This window comes from Oceanicaulis sp. (genome assembly GCA_040112665.1).
Classification (GTDB): domain Bacteria; phylum Pseudomonadota; class Alphaproteobacteria; order Caulobacterales; family Maricaulaceae; genus Oceanicaulis.
In genome coordinates, this window is sequence record CP157796.1 from 1,390,831 (window position 1) to 1,410,717 (window position 19,887).

The following is a 19,887-nucleotide window of genomic DNA, read 5'->3' on the forward strand; positions in this document are numbered from 1 at the left end:
CCTACCCCTCGCGCTCCAGCCGCCGCTTTTCGCTCGCGCGCATCTTCACGCTTTCGCTTTTGAGCTGGCCGCAGGCGGCGAAGATGTCTCGGCCTCGGGGCGTGCGGATCGGGCTGGCGTAGCCGGCGCGGTTCACGATCTCGGCGAACTTCTCAATCGTCTCCCAGTCCGAGCACTCATACGGGCTGCCCGGCCAGGGGTTGAACGGGATGAGATTGATCTTCGCCGGCACGCCCTTGAGCAGGTTCACCAGCGCGCGCGCCTCGGCGGGGCTGTCGTTCACGCCTTTCAGCATGACGTATTCGAACGTCACCCGCTTGGCGTTGGACAGGTCGGGATAGGCGCGGATCGCGTCCATCAGCTCTGCAATCGGGTATTTCTTGTTCAGCGGCACCAGCTCGTCGCGGAGCGGATCGTTGGTGGCGTGAAGGCTGATCGCCAGCATGGCGCGGGTGCGCTCACCCAGCTCGGTCATTTTCGGCACGACGCCGGAGGTCGACACCGTGATGCGCCGCCGGCCGATCGCGATGCCGTCGCCGTCGGAGATCACGTCGATCGCGTCGCTGACATGGTCGAGATTATAGAGCGGCTCGCCCATGCCCATGAAGACGATGTTGGTGATCTTCCGGTCCTCGTTCGAGGTCGGCCATTCGCCCAGATCGTCGCGCGCGATCATCACCTGCTGGGCGATCTCCGCCCCAGTGAGATTGCGCACCAGCTTCTGCGTGCCGGTATGGCAGAAGGTGCAGTTGAGCGTGCAGCCCACCTGAGACGAGACGCACAGCGCGCCGGACTTGCCCACGTCGGGGATGAACACGGTCTCCGCTTCCACGCCCGGCGCGAAGCGGATGAGGTATTTGCGCGTGCCGTCGACGCTGACCAGCCGCTCGACCACTTCGGCGCGGGCCAGGGTGAACTTTTCCTCCAGCACCTTGCGCAGGTCCTTGGAGACGTTGGTCATCTCGTCAAACGACGTGACGCCGTAGTGATAGATCCAGCGCCAGAGCTGGTCGGCGCGCATCTTCGCCTTCTTCTCGTCCACGCCCGCATGCGCGATCAGCGCCTCGCGGATCTGCGCGCGGGTCATCCCGGCCAGCGGGATCGGACCGGCCGTGGCGGGCCGGTTTGCGAAGTCGAGATTGAGAGCGTGCGCGGTCATGGCGCGCTCATATAGTCCAATTGCGGCGAGATCGCGAGCCTCGGGTCACACGCGCGCTGACGCCTCGCGTCTCTCTGAGATCGACGAGCGCAGCGATCGATCGCTTGCGCTCCCCCCCCCCACCCCGGCCCTCCCCCGAGGGGGAGGGAGGGGCGCTATAGCGGCGCTCAAAGGTTTGGGCTTCCTGGCGCCATTCCACAAAAGCGCCGGTCCGGACCGCAACGCCCCTCCCTCCCCTTGAGGGGAGGGCTGGGGTGGGGTGAGCTCCTCGTGGGAGGGGCCGGCGCGATGGCGAATGCGCAAGCCTGGGCGCCGCGCCCCCTGCGCGCTCCGGCTTGAGCGCAACGCGCGAGCGGTTAGGCTCGCCGAGGTTCATTCATCACCGGTTTCCTCGCCCATGAAACTCACCCTGCATCCCCTCTCCGACAAGCCGATCCCCGTTCGTCCTGCCGAGAGCCGGCGGGGCTGGATGGACGACACGCCGGAAAGCTTCGCCTATCGCTGCCTGCCGCTGGCGGCGGCCAATCAGCACGGCTGGGAGGTGTTCACGCCCACCGGCGTCACGGCGCGCTGGAACGGCGGGGCGCGGGTGGAGGATGTCCAGGTCGCGCTCGACGACCCGATGGCGATGCACCGGCCGGGCTCGGCCATGGCGAATTTCGGCTCGGGCATCCTGACCTTCGAGATGGGCTTCCTGATGCGCACCCCGCCGGGCTGGAATCTCTGGGTCTCCGGGCCGGTGAACGGGGTCAAGGACGGGATCGTGGGCCTGAACGGCGTGATCGAGACCGACTGGAGCCCTTACTCCTTCACCATGAACTGGCGCTTCACCCGGCCCGGCGAGGTGCGCTTCGAGCCCGGCGAGGCGATCGCGCATTTCTTCCCGGTGCGCCGGGACCTGTTCGAGCGGGTCACCCCGGAAATCCGCTCGCTCTACGAAGACCCCAAGGCGCTCAAGCAGATGGAGGTCTGGCGCGAGAGCCGGTCGGACTTCGCTGGCCGCCTGAAGACCGGCGACAAGGCGGCGGCTGAAGAAAAATGGCAGAAGGGCTATTATCGCGGTCTCTATCCGGACGGGTCGAAAGGCCCGGCCGACCACAAGATCAAGATCCGCGTTCCTGAGTTCGCGCCGGGCAAACCCAAGCCGAAGAAGACCAGACGATGATCCGACGCCTCGTTCTATTTGCGCTCTGCGGCCTCGCCGCAACGGTCCTGTCCGCCTGCGGAATGTTCGGCGATTGCGAGAACGAGATCCTGGACACCGTCGCAGCGCCGGGAGAGGCGCATGAGGTGCGCGTGTGGCGGAGGAATTGCGGCGCGACCTCGGCCTATTCCTTCCATTTCGAACTCGCCGAGACCGGCGCCGAACCCGGCCCGGTCGCCCATCGCGAGCGGGTCTTCCTGATCGGCAAGGGCGCGCGGGAGGATTACGCGATCGCCTGGGTGCGGCCCCGCGCCCTGACGGTCGGGATCTCCGCGCCTGAGGACTTCGTCTACAACGCCGAGACCGAGATCAGCATCGGCGAGACGGTGTTCCAGATCTCCTACAGACGCCCCTGATTTGACAGACCGCGCCCGGACCCCGAGCCTTTGACGGTCGATCAAGGGGGGACTCCGCCATGCGGATCGTGTTCGCCGTCCTGGCCGCCGCGCTCGCGGCGGGCTGCGCCGGGTCAGGGATCAAGCGCGAGATCGGCCTGGTCGAGCCGCTGACCGCCCGTCAGTGCCCCGCCGAGGCCGCCGTGGCCTGGGACGCCTACGGATATTACGATTTCGAGGCGATCACCGCGGGCTTCGCCGAGGACGCCGCGGCGTGGGGCTGGACTGAAACCGCTCAGCCGCTCTCGGGCGACGACGTGATCGTGAACTTCCATATCGGCCCGAACATCCACGTGAACCGGACCGACTGGGTGCGCGCCGAACGGCGCGGCGGCGCGTGGACGGTGCGCACGTCCTCGCGCGCGGGCTCGTCCTACATCCCGCGTCCTCCGCCGCCCGGCGACACACCTGCGGACCATCCCGCGCTGCAGTGCCGGGCGCCCAGCGCGATCGCGGAAGGCGCGATCAGCGACCGGCTGGCCGGCGCCGTCGACGCGTTTCTCGCCGACGGGTGCCGCAGCCAGATCCCCATCCTGTCGCCTGCGCCGATATTCCTGAAGGATGCGAACGGGATCGGCTGCGAGGACGGCGCGTCGGCCTATCTGCAGATCGAAACCGCGGACGGGGTGGAGCGCTACATTCAGCGCTGCGCCATCCCCGGCTCGACCCTGGCCGATCTGGTCGCTGCGCTCACGGACGGCCGGCGTATCGAGGACGCGCGCCCGATCGGAAAGGGCGTCTTCGCGACCATTACGGTCGAGGAATTCTGGGAGCATGGGGGCGCCGCCCGGGCCTGCGAGGCGAGGGCCGAGGCCATGTTTCCCGATCTCGATTTCGACGATCCGTGGGCGTGGTGATCGGCGATCAGGCGCCCTCTGCCATCTTTACGCGCACGCTTGTGCGGGTGGACCGGCCCGCCGCGTCGACGACCGTGAGCGTGTAGAAGCCCGGACCTTGCGGCGCGAAGACCGGCGCGCCGCTGGCGTTCGTGCCGGCCGGTTTTCCGTCGACATACCAGCTCAGCGCGCCGTCCCCGCGCGCGCTCAGCACGAAGGGGCGGCCGGGCGCTTCGGCCCAGAGCTCGACGTTTTCGGGCGGGAAGAGAATGTCGGGCGGCGCGCCCTCGCGGGCGAAATCGGCCAAAGGCGCGGGCGCCGCGCTCGGCGCTTCGCTCGCCGGCCGGCGCAGCGCTGAGGGGTCGTGCCGCGCGACGATGTCGGCGAGGTCGAACAGGGCGGGCAGCGCCTCGCTGCGCCCGGTCGCGCCGGGGCGCGGCGCGCCGTCGGGCCGGCCGGTCCAGATCACCAGCGCATACCCGCCCGCGAGCCCCGCCGCCCAGGCGTCACGAAAACCGTAGGAGGTGCCGGTCTTGTAGGCGACCGCCGGCGCGCCGGTGGTCAGATGCGCCGGCATGCGGCCCGGCGGGGCGGGCGAGCCGTAAAGGATCTGCACGATCTCCGCGGCGCTTTCCGCACTGACGATCCGGGCGGGCGCGGCGGATCTGTTGGCTTGCGCTTCGGCCTCGGTGAAGGCGAGCGGCAGGGCCCGGCCGGAATCGCCCAGCCCCGCATAGAGCACGGCGAGGTCCTGCGCGCTCAGGCCCAGACCGCCCAGGGCAACCGCGAGCCCGGCTGCGCCGTCGAGCCGGCCGGGAATGTCCGGCGATGCGCCGGCGAAGCTCAGCGCCGAGGCGAAGCGGTTCGCGCCCACCCGGTCGAGCACGCGCACCGCCGGCACGTTCAGCGAGTGCTGCAGGGCGTCCGCGATCGTCACCTCGCCGCGATAGCCGCGGTCGAAATTCTCCGGCTGGTAGGTGGCGAAGCGGGCCGGCAGATCGTCGATCCGCGTGCCCGGCGCGGCCACCCCGTCGTCGAAGGCGAGCGCGTAGACGAAGGGTTTCAGCGTCGAGCCCGGCGAACGCCGCGCCTCGGTCAGATCGAGCCAGCCGCCCGCAAGATCGCGCCCCGCCGAGCCGACCGCGGCGCGCACCGCGCGGGTGTCGATCTCCACCACCAGTGCGCTCGCCTGGACGCCCGGACCTCCTGCTTCGGCCAGACGGCGGACCAGCGTCTCCACTTCGCGCTGCAGCGACAGATCGAGGGTCGAGCGCACCACGCCGGCGCCTGACGCCCGGTCGCGCACCGTCTCTGCGGCGTGCCAGGCCTCGGCGGGAAAGGCGTTGCGGCCCCGGGGCAGGGCTTCGTCGGCGGCGTCGGTCGCGCGTTCGGCGGAAATCCAGCCCGCCTCGGCCAGCCGGTCCAGGATCTGCGCGCGTGCGAGGCGTGCGCTTTCGGGGCGCAGATCGGGGCGGCGCACCTCCGGGCTCTGGGGCAGGGCGATCAGAAGCGCGATCTGGTCCGGGGTGAGGTCTTCAGGCTCACGGCCGAACCAGGCCCAGCTCGCCGCGCGCACGCCCTGAAGGTTGCCGCCATAGGGGGCGAGAGTGAGGTAAAGCTCCAGGATCTCGCGCTTGGAGAGCCGGGCTTCGAGCTGCAGGGCGCGGACGGACTCCACGATCTTCGAGCCGAGATTGCGAGGCCTCGGCTCGAGCAGGCGCGCGGTCTGCATGGTGATGGTCGAGGCGCCCGAAACGATCCTTCCCCGGCTCGCCGCCTGCCAGCCCGCCCGGATCACCGCGAACGGGTCGACGCCGGGATGACGGTTGAAGCGCGCGTCCTCGATGGTCAGAAGCGCGTCGATAAAGTCCGGATCGATGCGGTCGAGATCGGCGGCCAGCCGCCAGCGTCCGTCCTCGACGGGAAAGGCGCGCAAGGCGACCCCGCTCCGGTCCTCGGCCACCACCGACACCATGCGCCCCCGCTCGATCGGCGGCGGAAACAGCCGGTCGAGCCCGGCGATCAGGACCAGCGCGGCGAGCAGGCACGCGCCGTAGATCGCGGCGGGGCGGCGCAGGACCGTCACGGCGTTTTCCTCGCGGGAACGCGCGCTCTTCCCTCCCCTTGACGGGGAGGGTGTCCGCGAAGCGGACGGGTGGGGTGAGCGCCGGCGTGCCGTGTTTTGCAGGCCTCGCGCCGCACCCCCACCCGGCCCGGACCTGCGGTCCGGTCCACCCTCCCCGCAAGGGAGAGGGACGGTGTTGCCCCGGCTTGCGCGATCACCGCTCGATCCGGACGCGGCCGGCGCCGGTGCGGGCGTTGACCTGCGGGGCGTACATGTCCTCGGCGACCGCACCAGGCAGGGCGAACTCGCCCGGCGTCACCGCGCGGACCAGATAGGCGAGCCTGACCGGGTCGCCGTCCTCGCGCCGGCGCGCCTCGACCGCAGCGACGAAGCGGTCGTCGCGGGCTTCGGCGATCTGGGCGAAATCGAGCTGGCCCAGGAAGGCGTAGGCGCCCTGAGGTCCGGCGTCTGCGGGCTGAAGCACCGCCTCGATCTCCCAGCCGGCGGGCAGAAGATCGGCGATGACATAGCTCCGCATCGCCCGGCGTTCGGGCCGCAGGGTGAGCGCCACCACGAGCCGGTCGCCTTGAGCCAGCGTGGAATTGATCGACCGACCCGCCGTGTCGGTGACCTGCTTTTCAAGCCTGAGATCATTGCTCGCAGGCGCGGGCGGGCCGTCCGGCGCGCCGCGGCTGAAAACGCTCAGGAAGACCGGCTGCTGACCGGTGTTGGTGAAGGCGCCGGCGGCGTCGAGCGTGTCGGCGTCATACCGCACCGAGGCGGGGTTCGCCGCATCGCCGGAATAGCTCACCGGCAGGGTGTCGGCGTCTCCGGCCAGAGCGGCGGCGGCCATGACGAGCCAGGCTTTCTCCTGAGTGGTCAGCATGGACGGTTCGGGCTGATCGCGGCCGATCCGGCTGGCGAGGAACTCGACGACGTCGGTGCGCCCGGCCTCTGCGGCCAGCGCCAGCACGGCGGCGAAATCCCTAAGCGGCGTCTGGTACCAGTCGCCGTCATTGCGGTAGCCGAGCGCCTCGACCGCCGCTTCGAACGCGCTGACCGAGCGCGCCTCGTCGCCGACCGCAGCCAGCGCCGCGCCGATCTGGGCGCGGGCGAGCGGGCTTGCGATGGCCGACAGGCGCTCGTCATGCATGTAGCGCAGGCGCGAGCGGTCGGCCTGTCCGGCGCGGGCGAGCACGTAGAGGGCGTAGGCCGCGCTGCGGTCGATGATCGCCTCGCGGGTGTCGCTGGTCCAGCGCGGGTTGGGGTTCGGATCTTCATAGCCCGAACGCCAGATCTCGCCCTGGCTGACCGGCTGGAGCGCGGCCAGCGCGCGGTCCAGCGCCGCGGGCGGCACGGGGTGACCCGCCGCTGCGGCCCGCGCGACGAAGTCTGTCGTATAGGCGCCCAGCCAGGCCGAGGCGTCGCCGTCGCCCATGCGCCACATCCCGAACGCGCCGTCCGCGCCCTGCCGGCTCAGCACGGTTTCGAGCGTACGGCGCACTTCGAGGTTCGCATCCTCCGGCCCGTCGGTTCCAGCGAGCGCGCTCAGCCGGCCGGCGTAGACCAGCGGCATCGCCATGCTCGTGACCTGCTCGGTGCAGGCGTAGGGGTAGAGCCTGAGCGAGGCGTAGAGCGCGGCCGCGTCGATCGGGGTGGCGGAGGCGCTGACCTGCACCGAACCTGAGCCCGGCGTGAAGCCGTCCAGAAGCTGCGGCGCGGGCGAATAGCTTTCACCGGGCCCTAGGATGATCTGCTGCGAGCGGGTTTCGGGCAGCCAGGGCGAGCGGATCTGGATCGGATACGCGCTGGACGCGGCGAACCCGTCCGGCCCGGTGACCGACAGGGCCAGCCGGCCGATCCCTTCGCTGTCGCCGGCGATCGTCACCGGCGTGTCGACACGCTCGCCGCGCGGCAGCTGTCCTTCGGTCTCACCGTTCCGCACGGCGACGGCGCCCTCGGCGTCGATCGCCGCGGCGTAGACGCCCTCAGGCCCGTCCACGTTATCGAGCGTCAGCGTCGCCTCGGCCGTGTCGCCGGGCGCGAGGAAGCGCGGCAGGATCAGCTCGGCGGCTACGGGATCGCGTACCGTCATGGGCTGGCTCGCCGCGCCCAGACCCGAGCGCGACCAAGCGACGGCCATCAGCCTGAGTTCGCCGTTGAAGTCGGGCAGGTCGAGCCTGATCACGCCCTCGCCGTTGCGGCCGAGCGAAACCGGGCCTTCGAACAGGGCGATGGTCTCGGTCGGCACCACCGACAGGCCCGCCCCGCCGATCTGGTCGCCGCCAGAGCGCATCTGCGCCGCCGCGCCCTGATTGGGATCGAGCACGCGGCCGTAATCGTCCAGAAGATCGACGCCCAGCCGCTCCTTGCCGAAGATGAAATCGACCGGATCGGGGCTCTGGTGACGGGTCAGCAGCAGAACGCCCTCGTCCACGGCCGCCAGCGTCATGAAGACCGGTTCGTCCGGCCCGCCTGCGGCGCGCACGGGGATCTCGACAATGGTGTTGGGTTCGGCGAGCTGGGGCGCGCCGAGTTCGATCTCGAAGGTGCGCGCGTCGATGTCGACCGGGACGTAAGCCACCCCGACCGCGCGGCGCGGCAGAGGCTGGTCGACCGGATCGCGCGGGGTGTGCACGGTCACCATGACATAGGCGCCCTGGCCCCAGGCGGCGGTGACGGGCAGGCGCACTTCCGCGCCTTCCTCGCCCAGCTCCATCTGGCGCAGGCTGATGACCCGGTCGGTGGCCACCACGATGTCGGCGCGGCCGGCATAGGGCGCGCGCACGGTGACGACGGCTTCGCCGCCGACCGCGACCGGGGCTTCGGGACCGGCCACGCGGACCTGATCGGGCGCGGCCTCGCCGTCCTCGGTGCGGCCGCCCCAGCCGACCCAGAAGCTGCGGCTGGCGAGCTCCTGGCCGTTCGCGGAGACGGTGATCTCGTAATCGCCCCAGTCGAGCGGCGGGGTCTCGATGGTCGCCGCGCCCTGACCGCTGAGGCGCACCGCGCCGTCGCTGATCGGCACGACCGTCTCGGTGCGCCGCCAGCGCCATTCGCCGCCGCTGGTGCGGTACCAGTCGTAATCCACGTCGTTGCGCACCAGACGCCATTGAGCGTCAGCCGCGCGCGGCGCGCCGGCCGCGTCCAGCGCGACGAGAGAAAAGGCGGCGCTGGCGTTGCGCTCGGCCCGGCCGGAGAACTCAGGCTTCAGGCCCAGATAGAGGTCGCGCGGCCGGTAGGGGATGCGTACGTCGTCGGACACGGCCCGTCCGCCGGGCTCCTGCACGCGGATCACCGCGCGCACGCGCAAGGGGCGGGTGGCGTCCGCCCCGCGCCGGCCGATCTCGACGGGGATCGAGGCTTCGCCCGCCCCGTCCGCGGTCGTGCGGGGCAGGTCGAACATCTCCTCGCCGAAGGGCTCGTCATGAAGCCCGAAGCTGTATTCGCCATAGCCCTCGAACGGGCTTGGGTCGGTCTGCACCCGCGCCGTGCCCTCGATGGGCAGGCCGGCGCCCGGCGCGCCGTACAGGAAGCGCACGTCCGCCTCGATCGGGCGGGTCTCACCGGCGCGCATCGGGGTTTCGTCGTCGGCGGTCAGATCCAGCGCCACGCGCTGGGGCACGAAGTCTTCCACCTGGAAGCTTTGCTGGCCGACCGTACCCACGCCGTCCAGCGCAGCGGCCAGACGCCAGACGCCGCGTGCGGCGGCGGCGGGCAGGTCGAAATCGAACTGGATCCCGCCCGCGTCCGGCGCGCGCTCGAACCGGCGCACGGCGTATTCAAGGCCGTTGGGCTGATAGAGCGTCAGCGAACCCGCGCGGTCGGCGACCGCCTCGCCGGCGGGGCCGCGATAGAGCGCGGTGGCGCGTATGGTCTCGCCGGGCCGGTAGATGCCGCGGTCGAGATAGACATAGGCGTCCGCCACGCCAGAGGGCGCGCGGCCCGAAACCGGCGCGTCGGAGAGATCCACGGGCGCGCGCTGCAGATCGAGCACCGCGAAATCGCCAGACGGTCCGTAGGCGGTCAGAAGCCGCGGCCGGTCGCCGTCCTGACCGTTCACCAGCGCGGCGGGGAAGCTCGCACGCCCGTCAGCGCCGGTGACGCGGGTGGCGAGGATCTCGTTTGAAACCGCGATCAGCTGCACCTCGACGCCGGCCAGCGTGCGCGCGGTGTCGAGCGAGCGCACGATCGTCTCGAGCCCGGTCTCCCCGCGATAGGTGGTGAAGGCTAGATCGGTGACGATCAGCCAGCGTGCCGCCCGCGCGCCGGGCTCGCGATCCTCGCGCTCCAGCGCGGCGGCGTCGTAAAGCTCGACATAATAGGCGCCCGGCTCGAGCACGCCGATGGTTTCGGCGACGGGGATGACGGTGGTCTGCGGCGCGTTCGCGGGGCCGGCCGTGTCCACCCGGCCGCGATAGATCTCCACGCCCAGCTCGCCGGGCTCTTCGCGGCTGGAGGTCCAGCTCCACTCGCCTTCTGCCGCGGTGAACCCGTCGGTCAGCTCACGGAAGGCCAGCGCCCGGTCGTTCAGCCTGCGCACGGTGACCTCGACCGCGTCGACGTTCACCGTCTCGATCGCCAGGCCGTCGCTTTCGATCCGCGGCAGGATGATCCCGGAGCCGGAAAAGCCCACATAGGCCGGCCGGTCGTCGAAGCTCAGAACCGTCTCGACATCGCTTTCGAGCGCGCGCCCGTCCGCGCTGGGCAGGCCCTCGCGCAGGGTGATCGTCCGGGTCTGGCCGAAATTGAGCCCGCCCACGCAGAGCCGCGAGCCCTGAACGCCCAGCGAGACCGGTTCGTCCACGGCCACATAGGCCGAATAATCCGTGTCCGGATCGAGCGCGGCGGAGAAGGTCAGGCACAGCTCCGGCGCGGTGCTGTCCTCGTTGATCGCATAGCGCAGATAGGCGAAATCCTGATCGGCCTCCGGCGCGGCGCGCGGCGCGTCGGCGGGCCGTGACTGAAGCGCCGGGCCCTCCCGCGTTTCAGCCTCGGGCGCGGGACCTTCCCCGCACGCGCCGAGCCAGAGCGCCATCGCGCCCGCGATCACAAGTCCGGTCTTTAGGATACGCATAGCCTGCCTCCGTCGTCCCCGGCCCGATCATGAACGGAAATCCGGCGAAGGGAAGGCGTCGTGGCGATTCCATGCTTGCGCGGGGTGTAAGTTTACCCTCTAATTGTGGCGTTGGAACGCTCATGGGACCCCTCGCCATGTTTGGACGTTCGACCGATACGATTCTGCTCGATACGCTCATGGATTCCGCGATCGGCGTCAGCCTGATCGACCGTGACCATCGCGTCGTGCGCACCAATGCGGCGATGGATGAAGTCAACGGCTTTGCGTGCGGCCCGAACGGGTTTGATCCGGCGCGTGAGATGCCGGACGTGTTCGCTGTCTGCCATGAGCATGTCGAGGCGGTGCTCCAGGTCGGCGAGCCCGTGCTCTGCGCGGAGATCACTCGATCTGCGCCGGACGGCGGCGAGGAAACCTGGGTCTGCGACTTTCTGCCCGTGATGAAAGGCGATCAGGTCGAACACGTCATGGCGCTGGTCCGCCGCGGCCGCGCTGCGCGCCGCAAGTTCGACACCGGCGCGATCGACCCCGGCGTCATCCGCCGCGGCGACAGACTGGACGAAGCGCGGACGGCGACGCCTTAATCCAGCGCCTTCACCACCTGTTCGGTCATCTTCTTGGCGTCGCCGAGCAGCATCATCGTGTTGTCGCGGAAGAAGAGCGGGTTCTCGATGCCGGCGTAGCCCGAGCCCAGCGAGCGCTTGATGAAGAAGACGGTCTTGGCCTTCCACACCTGCAGCACCGGCATGCCGTAGATCGGGCTGGACGGATCGTCCTCGGCGGCGGGGTTGGTCACGTCGTTGGCGCCGATTACGAAGGCGACGTCAGCGGTGGAGAATTCGCTGTTGATGTCCTCGAGCTCGAACACCTCGTCATAGGGGACGTTGGCTTCGGCCAGCAGCACGTTCATGTGCCCGGGCATGCGGCCGGCGACGGGGTGGATGGCGTAGCTCACGTCCACGCCTTCCTCCTTCAGCATGTCGGCCATTTCCTTGAGCGCATGCTGGGCCTGGGCGACGGCCATGCCGTAGCCGGGCACGATGATGACCTTGCCGGCGTTCTTCATGATGAAGGCCGCGTCGTCCGCCGAGCCCTGCTTGACCGTGCGGTCGATGTCCGCAGCGCCCGAGGCGGCGGAGCTTTCCGCGCCGAACCCGCCCAGGATCACCGAGATGAAGGAGCGGTTCATCCCCTTGCACATGATGTAGCTGAGGATCGCGCCCGAGCTGCCCACCAGCGCGCCGGTGATCAGAAGCGCGGTGTTCTCCAGCGTGAAGCCCAGAGCGGCGGCGGCCCAGCCCGAATACGAGTTCAGCATGGAGACCACGACCGGCATGTCCGCCCCGCCGATCGGGATGATCAGCAGCACGCCCAGGATCAGCGCGACGATGGTGATGATCCAGAACGCGGTCTTGTTGTCCCCGCCCGAGGCGGTCAGGAAGGCGATGAACACGAAGATCGTCACGCCGAGCGCGAGATTGAGCCAGTGCTGGCCCTTGAACACGATCGGCGCGCCGCTCATCAGCCCCTGAAGCTTCATGAAGGCGATGACCGAGCCCGAGAACGTGATCGCGCCGATGGCAACGCCCAGCGCCAGTTCGACAAGGCTCAGCGCCTTCAGCCCGCCCAGCGGCGCGGCGATGCCGAACGCCTCAGGTTCGTAAAGCGCTGCAGCGGCGACCAGCACCGCGCAGAGACCCACCAGCGAGTGGAAGGCGGCGACGAGCTGGGGCATCGCGGTCATGGCGATGCGCTTGGCGATGATCGCGCCGATCCCGCCCCCGATCGCGACCGCGCCGGCGATCAGAAGCAGGCCCGCCCCGTCCAGCTCGACCACCAGAAGCGTCGTCAGGACGGCGAGGGCCATCCCGGCCATGCCGAAATAATTGCCCTGGCGCGCGGTTTCAGGGCTGGAAAGCCCGCGCAGCGCCATGATGAACAGGATCCCGGAACCGAGATAGAGAAGGGCGGCGATATCGGCGGACATGGGCGTTCGGCCTCGCGCGTGAAATTATCGGGCGGACGGCGGGGTTTCCGCCACCGGTTCGGGACAGCCGGGCGCCGGCGGCTCGCCGGGCTCTGGCGGCGTGCATAGCGGATCGGGCTCGATCTCGGGGCGGATCATGCGGGAATCGGCCGCGCACTCGGCGAAGCCGACCGCCGCGACCGCGCCTGCGGTCAGGATCGGCGGAACCAGGCGGATCAAGATTTCGCCTCCCCGGCGGGTTTCGCCGGTTTTTCCTTCTTCTTGTACATCGCCAGCATGCGCTGGGTGACCATGAAGCCGCCGAAGATGTTCACGCTGGCCAGAAGCACGGCCATCGCGCCCAAGCCTTTGCCGAACAGCGCCCCGTCGGTGCCTGCAGACGCGCCCGCGGCGATCAGCGCGCCGACGATGATCACCGAGGAGACCGCGTTGGTCACGCTCATCAGCGGGGTGTGGAGGGCCGGGGTGACCGACCAGACCACGTAATAGCCCACGAAGACCGCGAGCACGAAAATGGCCACGCGGAAGATGAACGGATCGACGGTCGAAACTGCGTCCATGTCGGGCTCCTTTACGCCTCGCCGGTCAGCGAGGGATGGACCACGGCGCCGTCCTTGGTCAGCGCCATGCCCTTGATGATGTCGTCGTCCCAGTGCGGGGCGAGCGCGCCGTCCTCGCCCTTGATGAGCGGGAAGAGATTGACGAGGTTTTTCGCCAGAAGCTGGCTGGAATCCGCCGGCAGACGGCCCGGCAGGTTGGTGAAGCCGGCCACCGTCACGCCCTTGTGGACGACGACCTTGTCGGGCTCTGTCAGCTCGCAATTGCCGCCGTTGGCTGCGGCGATGTCGATGATCACGCTGCCCGGCTTCATCGCCTCGACCATGGTCTTGTCGATCAGGCGCGGGGCGGGGCGGCCGGGGATCAGGGCGGTGGTGATCACCACGTCCTGCTTTGCGATATGGCTGGCGACGAGCTCGGCCTGCTTTTTCTTGTACTCGTCGCTCATTTCCTTGGCGTAGCCGCCCGCGGTCTCGGCGGCCTTGAACTCCTCGTCCTCGACCGCGACGAATTTCGCGCCCAGGCTCGCCACCTGTTCCTTCGCGGCGGGGCGCACGTCGGTCGCGCTGACCACCGCACCGAGGCGCCGCGCCGTGGCGATCGCCTGAAGGCCCGCCACCCCTGCGCCCATCACGAAGGCCTTGGCCGCCGCGATGGTGCCCGCGGCGGTCATCATCATCGGGAAGGCCCGGCCGTAAAGCTCGGCGGCCTCGATGACGGCGCGATAGCCTGCAAGGTTGGACTGGCTAGACAGCGCGTCCATGGACTGCGCCCGTGTGATGCGGGGGGTGAACTCCATCGCCAGCGCGTTGACCTTGGCGTCCGCGCAGACCTTGGCGAAGTCCTTGTCGCCGTGGGGTTCGAGAAGACCGATGACGACCGCGCCGTCCTTGAGCTTTTCCAAAGTGGCGGCGTCAGGTCGGCGCACGCAGAACAGCGCGTCCGCGCCCTTCAGCGTCGCGGCTTTCGTGCCGACCGCGGCTCCGGCGCTTTCATAGTCGGCGTCGGAAAAGCTCGCCTTGGCGCCGGCGCCTTTTTCGACAGCGACCTCAGCGCCGGCCTTGATCAGCGCACGGACGCTGTCGGGGGTGGCCGCGACGCGGGCTTCGCCCTGGCGCGTTTCGGCGAGTACGGCGACTTTCATGAACCCCGGCCCTCGAACACGGTTAATCCTTCGGCCGCGAGCATGGCCGAATCGGTCGCATTCGGAAAGGGGGGTAAAAGGACGGGCTTAAATCAGCCCGCGAACGCGCTCACGATTACGCCCGAGATCAGGGTGATCACGGTCAGAACGCCCAGCGTGGTCCAGTACAGCGTGCCGCGCTTGGTGAAGAAGCCGGCGACCGCGCCGACCACCAGCGAGATGAACAGCGAGACCAGCCAGTCGCCGGAATTGGCGAAGACCAGGGTGAGATAGATCACCACCACGCCGGTCACGAGCGCGGCGTAGGTCGACACGTTCATCACGCCGTCGAACGTGCGCTTGTGCTCTGAAACGTCCATCTGACCGCGGATGTAATCGTCAGCCATGTCGCCCTCTGTTCGGTGGTCTCTTCTGCCCGGGGCCGCGATCTATCACGCAGCTTTCCCCCGGCCAAGGCTTTTAGGCGGCGCTAGCGCGCCCAGCCCTCGATCAGCGCGTCCAGCGCCGCGACGGTGGCCAGCGGATCGTCCAGCACCAGGTGATGGCGGGTCTGCGGCACGGTGACGAAGGGCGAAGCTGTGAAGACCGATTTCATGTAGTCCCAGGTCTCCGCGCCCATGAGCGAGGACTGCGCCCCGCGCACGAAGGCGAGGGGGCGTCTGAGGTCTTTTGCGGCCTTCTCCGGATCGCGCCGCTCATAGGAGAGCTTGGCCCAGATGCCGGGATCGAACCACCAGGTCCAGCCGCCCTCGGCGGCCTTAAGGCTGCCGCGCGCCACATGGTCGACGAGCCAGAGATTGTCGCAGGGCTGTTCGGGCAGCAGCCGGAAGCGCGACAGGGCGGTGGCCAGATCGGGATAGATCTTGCCGCCGCGCTTGGGCGGGGCGCCCTCGCGCTGCTTTTCCGGTTTGCGGATCGGGCTGTCCAGGATGATCGCCGCCTTCAGCCGCTCGCCCGGCGCGGTGGTCGCCGCCTTCAGCGTGACGAACCCGCCGAAGCTGTGGCCGGCCATGATCGGGGCTCCCGCCATAAACCCGCCTGCGTCCTCTGCGGCGGCCATGACCGCTGCGGCGTGGTCGTCCAGCGTATACTGATCGGCCCAGCGCGACTGGCCCATGCCGGGCAGGTCCGGCGCGATCACCCGGCGGCCCTGCCGCGCCAGGAAGGGACCCAGCGCGTCCCACCAGCCCTTGTGCGCGGTGCCGCCATGCACCAGCACCAGCGCCGGCGCGCCGCGCTCGCCCCAGGCCTTCCAGACGATCTCGCCGCCGCCCTGGGACGCCGCGCCCTCCTCGACGGGATCGTCCAGCGCCTCGGCGAACCAGGCGGGCGGATCGAGCGGCGCGCCGCCGAATTCGGCGAGCGGCGGGGCGGGGCGGTCGGAACTGGCCATGAGGGACACCGATCAGAAAAAATTAATCGCGCTTCTGGTTAGAAGCGGAGGGGACAGGCGTCAAACCGGCGGCTCACCGCCTTGATTCGCTTACGCTAACCCTCTCTTTACCCTAACGATTTCTGACCAGCCTCTACACGCCGTTTTTACCGGCGCTGTCCCATAACGGGCCGCGTGGATGAAACGGGACGGCCGCTTCGGTCACGGGGAACACCCCGGGCCGCAGCAGAAAGAGCCGGACCCGGTAGCGACCGAAAAGGCGTGGGTGAGATGGCGAAGACCGTACTGATCGTCGACGACGATCCGACCCAGCGCCGCCTGCTTCAGGCGGTTCTGGAAAAGCAGGGGCATCATACGCAGACCGCCGAGGACGGCGAGGCCGGCCTGGCCGCGGTCAAGCGCGGCGGCGTGGACGTCGTCATGCTCGACATGGTGATGCCCGGCATGGACGGCATCGAGACGCTTGAGGCGATCAAGGCGCGCGAGCCCGATCTGCCGGTCATCGTGCTGACCGCGCATGGCGGCATCGAGACCGTGGTCAAGGCCATGCGCGCGGGCGCGGTGGACTTCTTCGTCAAGCCCGCCAGCCCCGAGCGCATCGCGGTGTCGATCCGCAACGCGCTGAAGGTGAAAGACCTCTCGGGCGAGGTGACGCGCCTTAAAAAGACCAAGTCCGGCCAGCTCGGCTTCTCCGACATGATCGCCGGCGCGCCGGCCATGCGTCAGGTCGTCCGGCTGGGCGAGCGGGCGGCGAAATCCAACATTCCGATCCTGATCCAGGGCGAAAGCGGGGTGGGCAAGGAACTCGTCGCGCGGTCGATCGCTGCGGCGTCCGATCGCGCGGGCCGGCCCTTCGTGGCCGTGAACTGCGGCGCGATCCCGGAAAACCTGGTCGAGAGCACGCTGTTCGGTCACGAGAAGGGCGCGTTCACCGGCGCGGTCGCCAAGCATCTGGGCAAGTTCCAGGAAGCCGACGGCGGCACGCTCTTCCTCGACGAGATCGGCGAACTGCCGCTCGAGATGCAGGTCAAGCTGCTGCGCGCCCTGCAGGAAGGCGAAGTCGATCCCGTGGGCGGCAAGAAGCCGGTCAAGGTCGACGTGCGCATCGTCTCGGCCACCAACCGCGATCTCGCCGAGCAGGTGAAGTCCGGCCAGTTCCGCGAGGATCTGTTCTACCGGCTCAACGTCTTCCCGATCGAGGTGCCGTCCCTGAAGGAGCGCCGCGAGGACATTCCCGCGCTGGTGCGCCACTTCATCGCGCGCTTCAACGCCCAGGAAGGCAAGGCGGTCATCGACGCCTCGGGCGAGACCATGTCGCTTCTCGAAGGCCATGACTGGAAGGGCAATGTCCGCCAGCTCGAAAACGCGGTCTTCCGCGCGGTCGTGCTGTGCGACGGCGACTATCTGACGCCCGAGGACTTCCCGCAAATCTCCGGGCTCGCCCCGACCTTGCGCGAGGAAGCCGCGCCCGCCGCGCCCTCGCCCGACGCCGCGCCGCCGGCCGAACCCGCCGGGTTCGAAACGGTCGCGAGCGAGGCCGGCGAGGAGGACTTCCCCGTCGACATTCTCGACGCCGGGGGGCATCTGCGCTCGCTAGAGAGCATCGAACGCGACCTCATCGCCTTCGCCATCGAGACCTATTCAGGCCGCATGGCCGAGGTCGCCCGGCGCCTCGGCGTGGGCCGCTCGACGCTCTACCGCAAAGTCCGCGAATACGAGCTCGACGTGGACAATTTCCGCGAAGCGGGCTGATCGCCACCCCTCGCTTCCCGTGCGGACCCCGGACTTGATCCGGGGGAGACACGGGATCTGCCGCATGCGCTCAGCCAGGTGGCTGAGTGTTTCCGGTGGATCCCGGCTCGGCGCGCTGACGGGCTTGGCCGGGAAGCGAGGGGTGGGAATCGAGGAGCGGGCGTCTCCAATTCGTCATCCCCGCAAAAGCGGGGGTGAGCGCTGGTCCGCGTAGCGGATCAAAGGGTCTGGGAGACCCTTTGAAAGCAGCGAACGGGTCGGCAGACCCAGTCCGGCTTACCCGCTGCTCTGCGATCACCTGGGTTCCCGCTTTCCCCGCCTTCGCGAGGACATGCCGCAGGAATGACGAGGTGGGGCTGGTTTCCAAAACCCGAGGCGTCGGTGCGTGCGCGCCCGATCCTGCGCAAGGTCCCGGCTCTTCCCCCGGATCAGGTCCGGGGGTTCGGCCGGGAATTCAGGGAAGGTGGGCGCGCGTTATCCCCGGCCTTGTCCGCCTCTTTCCTGGCGCGCCTATACTTATTCGCCTCTCACCCGGTTAAGGCGGCGGTCGCGACGCGTCACGGTCGGGGTGAGGGCGGTGTCCGGCGGGGCGGCCGCTTCAGCCTGGGGAAATCCCCGGGCTGGATGCGAGGCGGCGGTCTTTCCGGGGTGACCGAGGTCGAAATCCCGGCGAAGCGCGCCCAAACCCCGCAATGGCCCACCCCGGCGTGACCGGGGCCGGCTGAGCGGGGCGAAGCAAGCCGTACCCGCCGGGCTATACAGCAACCGTAAGGTATCGGCCCGTACTCACAGCACCGGGCGCGGGCGTTTCGTCCGGCTCTTGAACCTTCGCAATTGCGTTCGGCCGAACGGCCGCCCGCGCCGACCGTCTTCTCTCATCGCCTCGCGCAAGCTTTGCGGCGAGGGTTTCGGCGCAGGGGGCGTCTCAATTGCGCGCCGGCGTCCAGACCATCTCGAAACGCTCATAGACCACGTCGAGATCGTCGGAATACGTGAACCCTTCGCGCTCGGCCTCGCGGCGGTAGAAGGCGCGGTGGTCGGCCAGCCAGCGTTCGCGGGTGGCCTCGTACTCGCCTTCCTCGTAGGCGAACTCTTCGGTCACGGCGTGAACCGGCGCGATCTCCACCGACCGCGTGCGGATCACGCAGGCCGGCGCGCCCGAGCCGTCCAGGATCAGCGTCAGATCGCCGGGTCTCGGCCCGGTCGCATCGTCATACCAGCGCGCAAGGCTCGGCGTGGCGCGTTTGCGGCCAGCCAGCACGAAGCCCAGAAGCTCGTCCTGCAGCGCCGGGGAATCGCCGAAGGCGTCGACAAAGCGCGGGCAATCGGCCGTCTCGCCGGTCTCCGCCTGGAAGCGGGCCTAGAAGGCGGACTGTTCAGCGGTGAGGGCGGGCGCGACCTGCAGCACGCTCACGGCTCCTTGCCCCCGTCGATAATGCGCAGCTTCGGCGCGCCGCCTTCTTTGGGCCCGTCTTCGGCCCGGTCGCCGTCGACGATCTGAAGGCCGCGGCGGATCTTGCCGCTTTCTTCAAGCTCGCCCAGCGGATCGGTGGGTTCGGGCGTGTCTTCGGCGGGCAGATCGGCGTTGATGTCGCGGGTGTTCGCGCGCGGGGGCGGACCCTTGCGCTTGAAGCCCGAGCCCTTGGACTTGAACGAGGAGGCGCGGGAGAAGCCTTGCGGGGCCTTGCCCTTCGCCTTCTTCTCGATCTCCTTGAGCTTGGCGATCTGCAGCCGGGACAGCGCTTCGCCGTCATCGCCCAGCGTGGGGTCGGCGAAGGCCGACCCATAGGTGGACAGGCGCTGCTCGACCGAGGTCATGAACTCGGTCTCCCAGTCGGAAAGCTCGACGCGCGCGGCCTCGGCGGCGTCGGGATCGTCGGACTCGGCCCTGGCGATGGCGCGTTCGACCGCGGCCTTGGCCCGGCGGATGCGGGACATGGCCTTGCGGGTGGCTTTGTCGTCGACCTCGCGCGCCATCGCTCGGGGCGGCTTACTCGCCGACCGCGCCGAGATAGAGCTCGAGCAGGGCTTCCTGCTCCTCGCGCTCATGGCGGTCCTGCTTGCGGATGGAGATCACCTTGCGCAGCACCTTGGTGTCGTAGCCGAAGGATTTGGCCTCCGCGTAGACCTCCTTGATGTCCGCGGCGAGGCCCGCCTTTTCCTCTTCGAGGCGTTCGATGCGGGCGACGAACTGCTTGAGCTGTTCGCGGGCGGCCGCGCCGATGGCGTCGGATTCGTCTTTCTCGGGCGTCGCGGCGGCGGCGAAATCGGCCATGGAGGGGTCCTCTGTCCGGGGATTGGATGTCGGCCCCGATTA

17 protein-coding genes are annotated in these 19,887 nt (G+C 69.2%); 5 read left to right on the forward strand and 12 right to left on the reverse strand.

Features of this window, described 5'->3' with window-relative positions; translation table 11 throughout:
- Position 1: 1 nt before the first annotated feature.
- Positions 2-1,159 carry a 23S rRNA (adenine(2503)-C(2))-methyltransferase RlmN gene (gene rlmN, locus ABL308_06635; GenBank protein ID XBQ17554.1) on the reverse strand — a complete coding sequence of 386 codons (1,158 nt, stop codon included), beginning with the start codon at positions 1,157-1,159 and terminating at the stop codon, positions 2-4.
- A gap of 397 nt (positions 1,160-1,556) precedes the next feature.
- Here rlmN and ABL308_06640 point away from each other — a divergent pair, with 397 nt between their 5' ends.
- The 3 genes from ABL308_06640 to ABL308_06650 are packed head-to-tail and all read left to right on the forward strand — an operon-like array spanning position 1,557 to position 3,615.
- Positions 1,557-2,324, forward strand: coding sequence for a DUF6065 family protein (locus ABL308_06640; GenBank protein XBQ17555.1), 768 nt, complete (start codon positions 1,557-1,559; stop codon positions 2,322-2,324).
- Positions 2,321-2,719 carry a hypothetical protein gene (locus ABL308_06645; GenBank protein XBQ17556.1) on the forward strand — a complete coding sequence of 133 codons (399 nt, stop codon included), beginning with the start codon at positions 2,321-2,323 and terminating at the stop codon, positions 2,717-2,719. The genes ABL308_06640 and ABL308_06645 overlap by 4 nt, the downstream gene beginning before the upstream one ends.
- 59 nt (positions 2,720-2,778) lie before the next feature.
- Complete coding sequence (locus tag ABL308_06650; GenBank protein XBQ17557.1) at positions 2,779-3,615, forward strand: hypothetical protein; 837 nt, start codon at positions 2,779-2,781, stop codon at positions 3,613-3,615.
- Positions 3,616-3,622: 7 nt separating this feature from the next.
- Here the strand turns inward: ABL308_06650 and pbpC are convergent, their stop codons facing one another.
- Positions 3,623-5,680, reverse strand: a complete 2,058-nt coding sequence (pbpC, locus tag ABL308_06655; protein XBQ17558.1) for a penicillin-binding protein 1C — start codon at positions 5,678-5,680, stop codon at positions 3,623-3,625.
- 193 nt (positions 5,681-5,873) lie between these two features.
- A complete protein-coding gene (locus ABL308_06660) occupies positions 5,874-10,736 on the reverse strand; it encodes an alpha-2-macroglobulin (protein ID XBQ17559.1) in 4,863 nt (1,620 codons plus the stop codon).
- Between the two features lie 137 nt (positions 10,737-10,873).
- On the opposite strand from ABL308_06660, the gene ABL308_06665 reads away from it, so the two are divergent.
- Complete coding sequence (locus tag ABL308_06665; GenBank protein ID XBQ17560.1) at positions 10,874-11,320, forward strand: hypothetical protein; 447 nt, start codon at positions 10,874-10,876, stop codon at positions 11,318-11,320.
- Here the strand turns inward: ABL308_06665 and ABL308_06670 are convergent.
- From ABL308_06670 to ABL308_06695, 6 genes are all read right to left on the reverse strand, one after another.
- Positions 11,317-12,723, reverse strand: a complete 1,407-nt coding sequence (locus ABL308_06670) for an NAD(P)(+) transhydrogenase (Re/Si-specific) subunit beta (protein XBQ17561.1) — start codon at positions 12,721-12,723, stop codon at positions 11,317-11,319. The two genes, ABL308_06665 and ABL308_06670, sit on opposite strands and share 4 nt — an antisense overlap.
- 24 nt (positions 12,724-12,747) lie before the next feature.
- Positions 12,748-12,942 carry a hypothetical protein gene (locus tag ABL308_06675; protein ID XBQ17562.1) on the reverse strand — a complete coding sequence of 65 codons (195 nt, stop codon included), beginning with the start codon at positions 12,940-12,942 and terminating at the stop codon, positions 12,748-12,750.
- Positions 12,939-13,283: a proton-translocating transhydrogenase family protein gene (locus ABL308_06680; protein ID XBQ17563.1), complete on the reverse strand. Its 345-nt coding sequence runs from the start codon at positions 13,281-13,283 to the stop codon at positions 12,939-12,941. The genes ABL308_06675 and ABL308_06680 overlap by 4 nt, the downstream gene beginning before the upstream one ends.
- Positions 13,284-13,294: 11 nt before the next feature.
- Complete coding sequence (locus ABL308_06685) at positions 13,295-14,425, reverse strand: Re/Si-specific NAD(P)(+) transhydrogenase subunit alpha (GenBank protein XBQ17564.1); 1,131 nt, start codon at positions 14,423-14,425, stop codon at positions 13,295-13,297.
- Positions 14,426-14,517: 92 nt separating this feature from the next.
- On the reverse strand, positions 14,518-14,811 hold the full coding sequence (locus tag ABL308_06690) for an aa3-type cytochrome c oxidase subunit IV (GenBank protein XBQ17565.1): 294 nt from the start codon (positions 14,809-14,811) through the stop codon (positions 14,518-14,520).
- Positions 14,812-14,894: 83 nt separating this feature from the next.
- Positions 14,895-15,818 (reverse strand): alpha/beta fold hydrolase, encoded by a 924-nt coding sequence (locus tag ABL308_06695; protein XBQ17566.1) that lies wholly within the window; start codon positions 15,816-15,818, stop codon positions 14,895-14,897.
- 270 nt (positions 15,819-16,088) lie between these two features.
- On the opposite strand from ABL308_06695, the gene ABL308_06700 reads away from it, so the two are divergent.
- Positions 16,089-17,570, forward strand: coding sequence for a sigma-54 dependent transcriptional regulator (locus ABL308_06700; protein ID XBQ17567.1), 1,482 nt, complete (start codon positions 16,089-16,091; stop codon positions 17,568-17,570).
- A 925-nt stretch (positions 17,571-18,495) separates the two neighbouring features.
- Here ABL308_06700 and ABL308_06705 read toward each other — a convergent pair.
- The 3 genes from ABL308_06705 to ABL308_06715 all read right to left on the reverse strand — a co-directional run bounded on the left by ABL308_06705 (position 18,496) and on the right by ABL308_06715 (position 19,845).
- Positions 18,496-18,855, reverse strand: a complete 360-nt coding sequence (locus tag ABL308_06705; protein XBQ17719.1) for an ASCH domain-containing protein — start codon at positions 18,853-18,855, stop codon at positions 18,496-18,498.
- 125 nt (positions 18,856-18,980) lie between these two features.
- Positions 18,981-19,547 (reverse strand): hypothetical protein, encoded by a 567-nt coding sequence (locus ABL308_06710; protein XBQ17568.1) that lies wholly within the window; start codon positions 19,545-19,547, stop codon positions 18,981-18,983.
- A gap of 13 nt (positions 19,548-19,560) precedes the next feature.
- Positions 19,561-19,845, reverse strand: a complete 285-nt coding sequence (locus tag ABL308_06715; protein ID XBQ17569.1) for a DUF2312 domain-containing protein — start codon at positions 19,843-19,845, stop codon at positions 19,561-19,563.
- Between the last annotated feature and the right edge of the window lie 42 nt (positions 19,846-19,887).

Bases quoted from the DNA above. Each gene is read 5' to 3' on its own strand.
- ABL308_06665 (XBQ17560.1), top strand. From the start codon at position 10,874: ATGTTTGGACGTTCGACCGATACGATTCTGCTCGATACGCTCATGGAT.
- ABL308_06680 (XBQ17563.1), bottom strand. From the start codon at position 13,283: ATGGACGCAGTTTCGACCGTCGATCCGTTCATCTTCCGCGTGGCCATT.
- ABL308_06695 (XBQ17566.1), bottom strand. From the start codon at position 15,818: ATGGCCAGTTCCGACCGCCCCGCCCCGCCGCTCGCCGAATTCGGCGGC.
- ABL308_06690 (XBQ17565.1), bottom strand. From the start codon at position 14,811: ATGGCTGACGATTACATCCGCGGTCAGATGGACGTTTCAGAGCACAAG.
- rlmN (XBQ17554.1), bottom strand. From the start codon at position 1,159: ATGACCGCGCACGCTCTCAATCTCGACTTCGCAAACCGGCCCGCCACG.
- ABL308_06710 (XBQ17568.1), bottom strand. From the start codon at position 19,547: ATGGCGCGCGAGGTCGACGACAAAGCCACCCGCAAGGCCATGTCCCGC.
- ABL308_06685 (XBQ17564.1), bottom strand. From the start codon at position 14,425: ATGAAAGTCGCCGTACTCGCCGAAACGCGCCAGGGCGAAGCCCGCGTC.
- ABL308_06715 (XBQ17569.1), bottom strand. From the start codon at position 19,845: ATGGCCGATTTCGCCGCCGCCGCGACGCCCGAGAAAGACGAATCCGAC.
- ABL308_06645 (XBQ17556.1), top strand. From the start codon at position 2,321: ATGATCCGACGCCTCGTTCTATTTGCGCTCTGCGGCCTCGCCGCAACG.
- ABL308_06700 (XBQ17567.1), top strand. From the start codon at position 16,089: ATGGCGAAGACCGTACTGATCGTCGACGACGATCCGACCCAGCGCCGC.
- ABL308_06640 (XBQ17555.1), top strand. From the start codon at position 1,557: ATGAAACTCACCCTGCATCCCCTCTCCGACAAGCCGATCCCCGTTCGT.
- ABL308_06660 (XBQ17559.1), bottom strand. From the start codon at position 10,736: ATGCGTATCCTAAAGACCGGACTTGTGATCGCGGGCGCGATGGCGCTC.
- ABL308_06650 (XBQ17557.1), top strand. From the start codon at position 2,779: ATGCGGATCGTGTTCGCCGTCCTGGCCGCCGCGCTCGCGGCGGGCTGC.
- ABL308_06670 (XBQ17561.1), bottom strand. From the start codon at position 12,723: ATGTCCGCCGATATCGCCGCCCTTCTCTATCTCGGTTCCGGGATCCTG.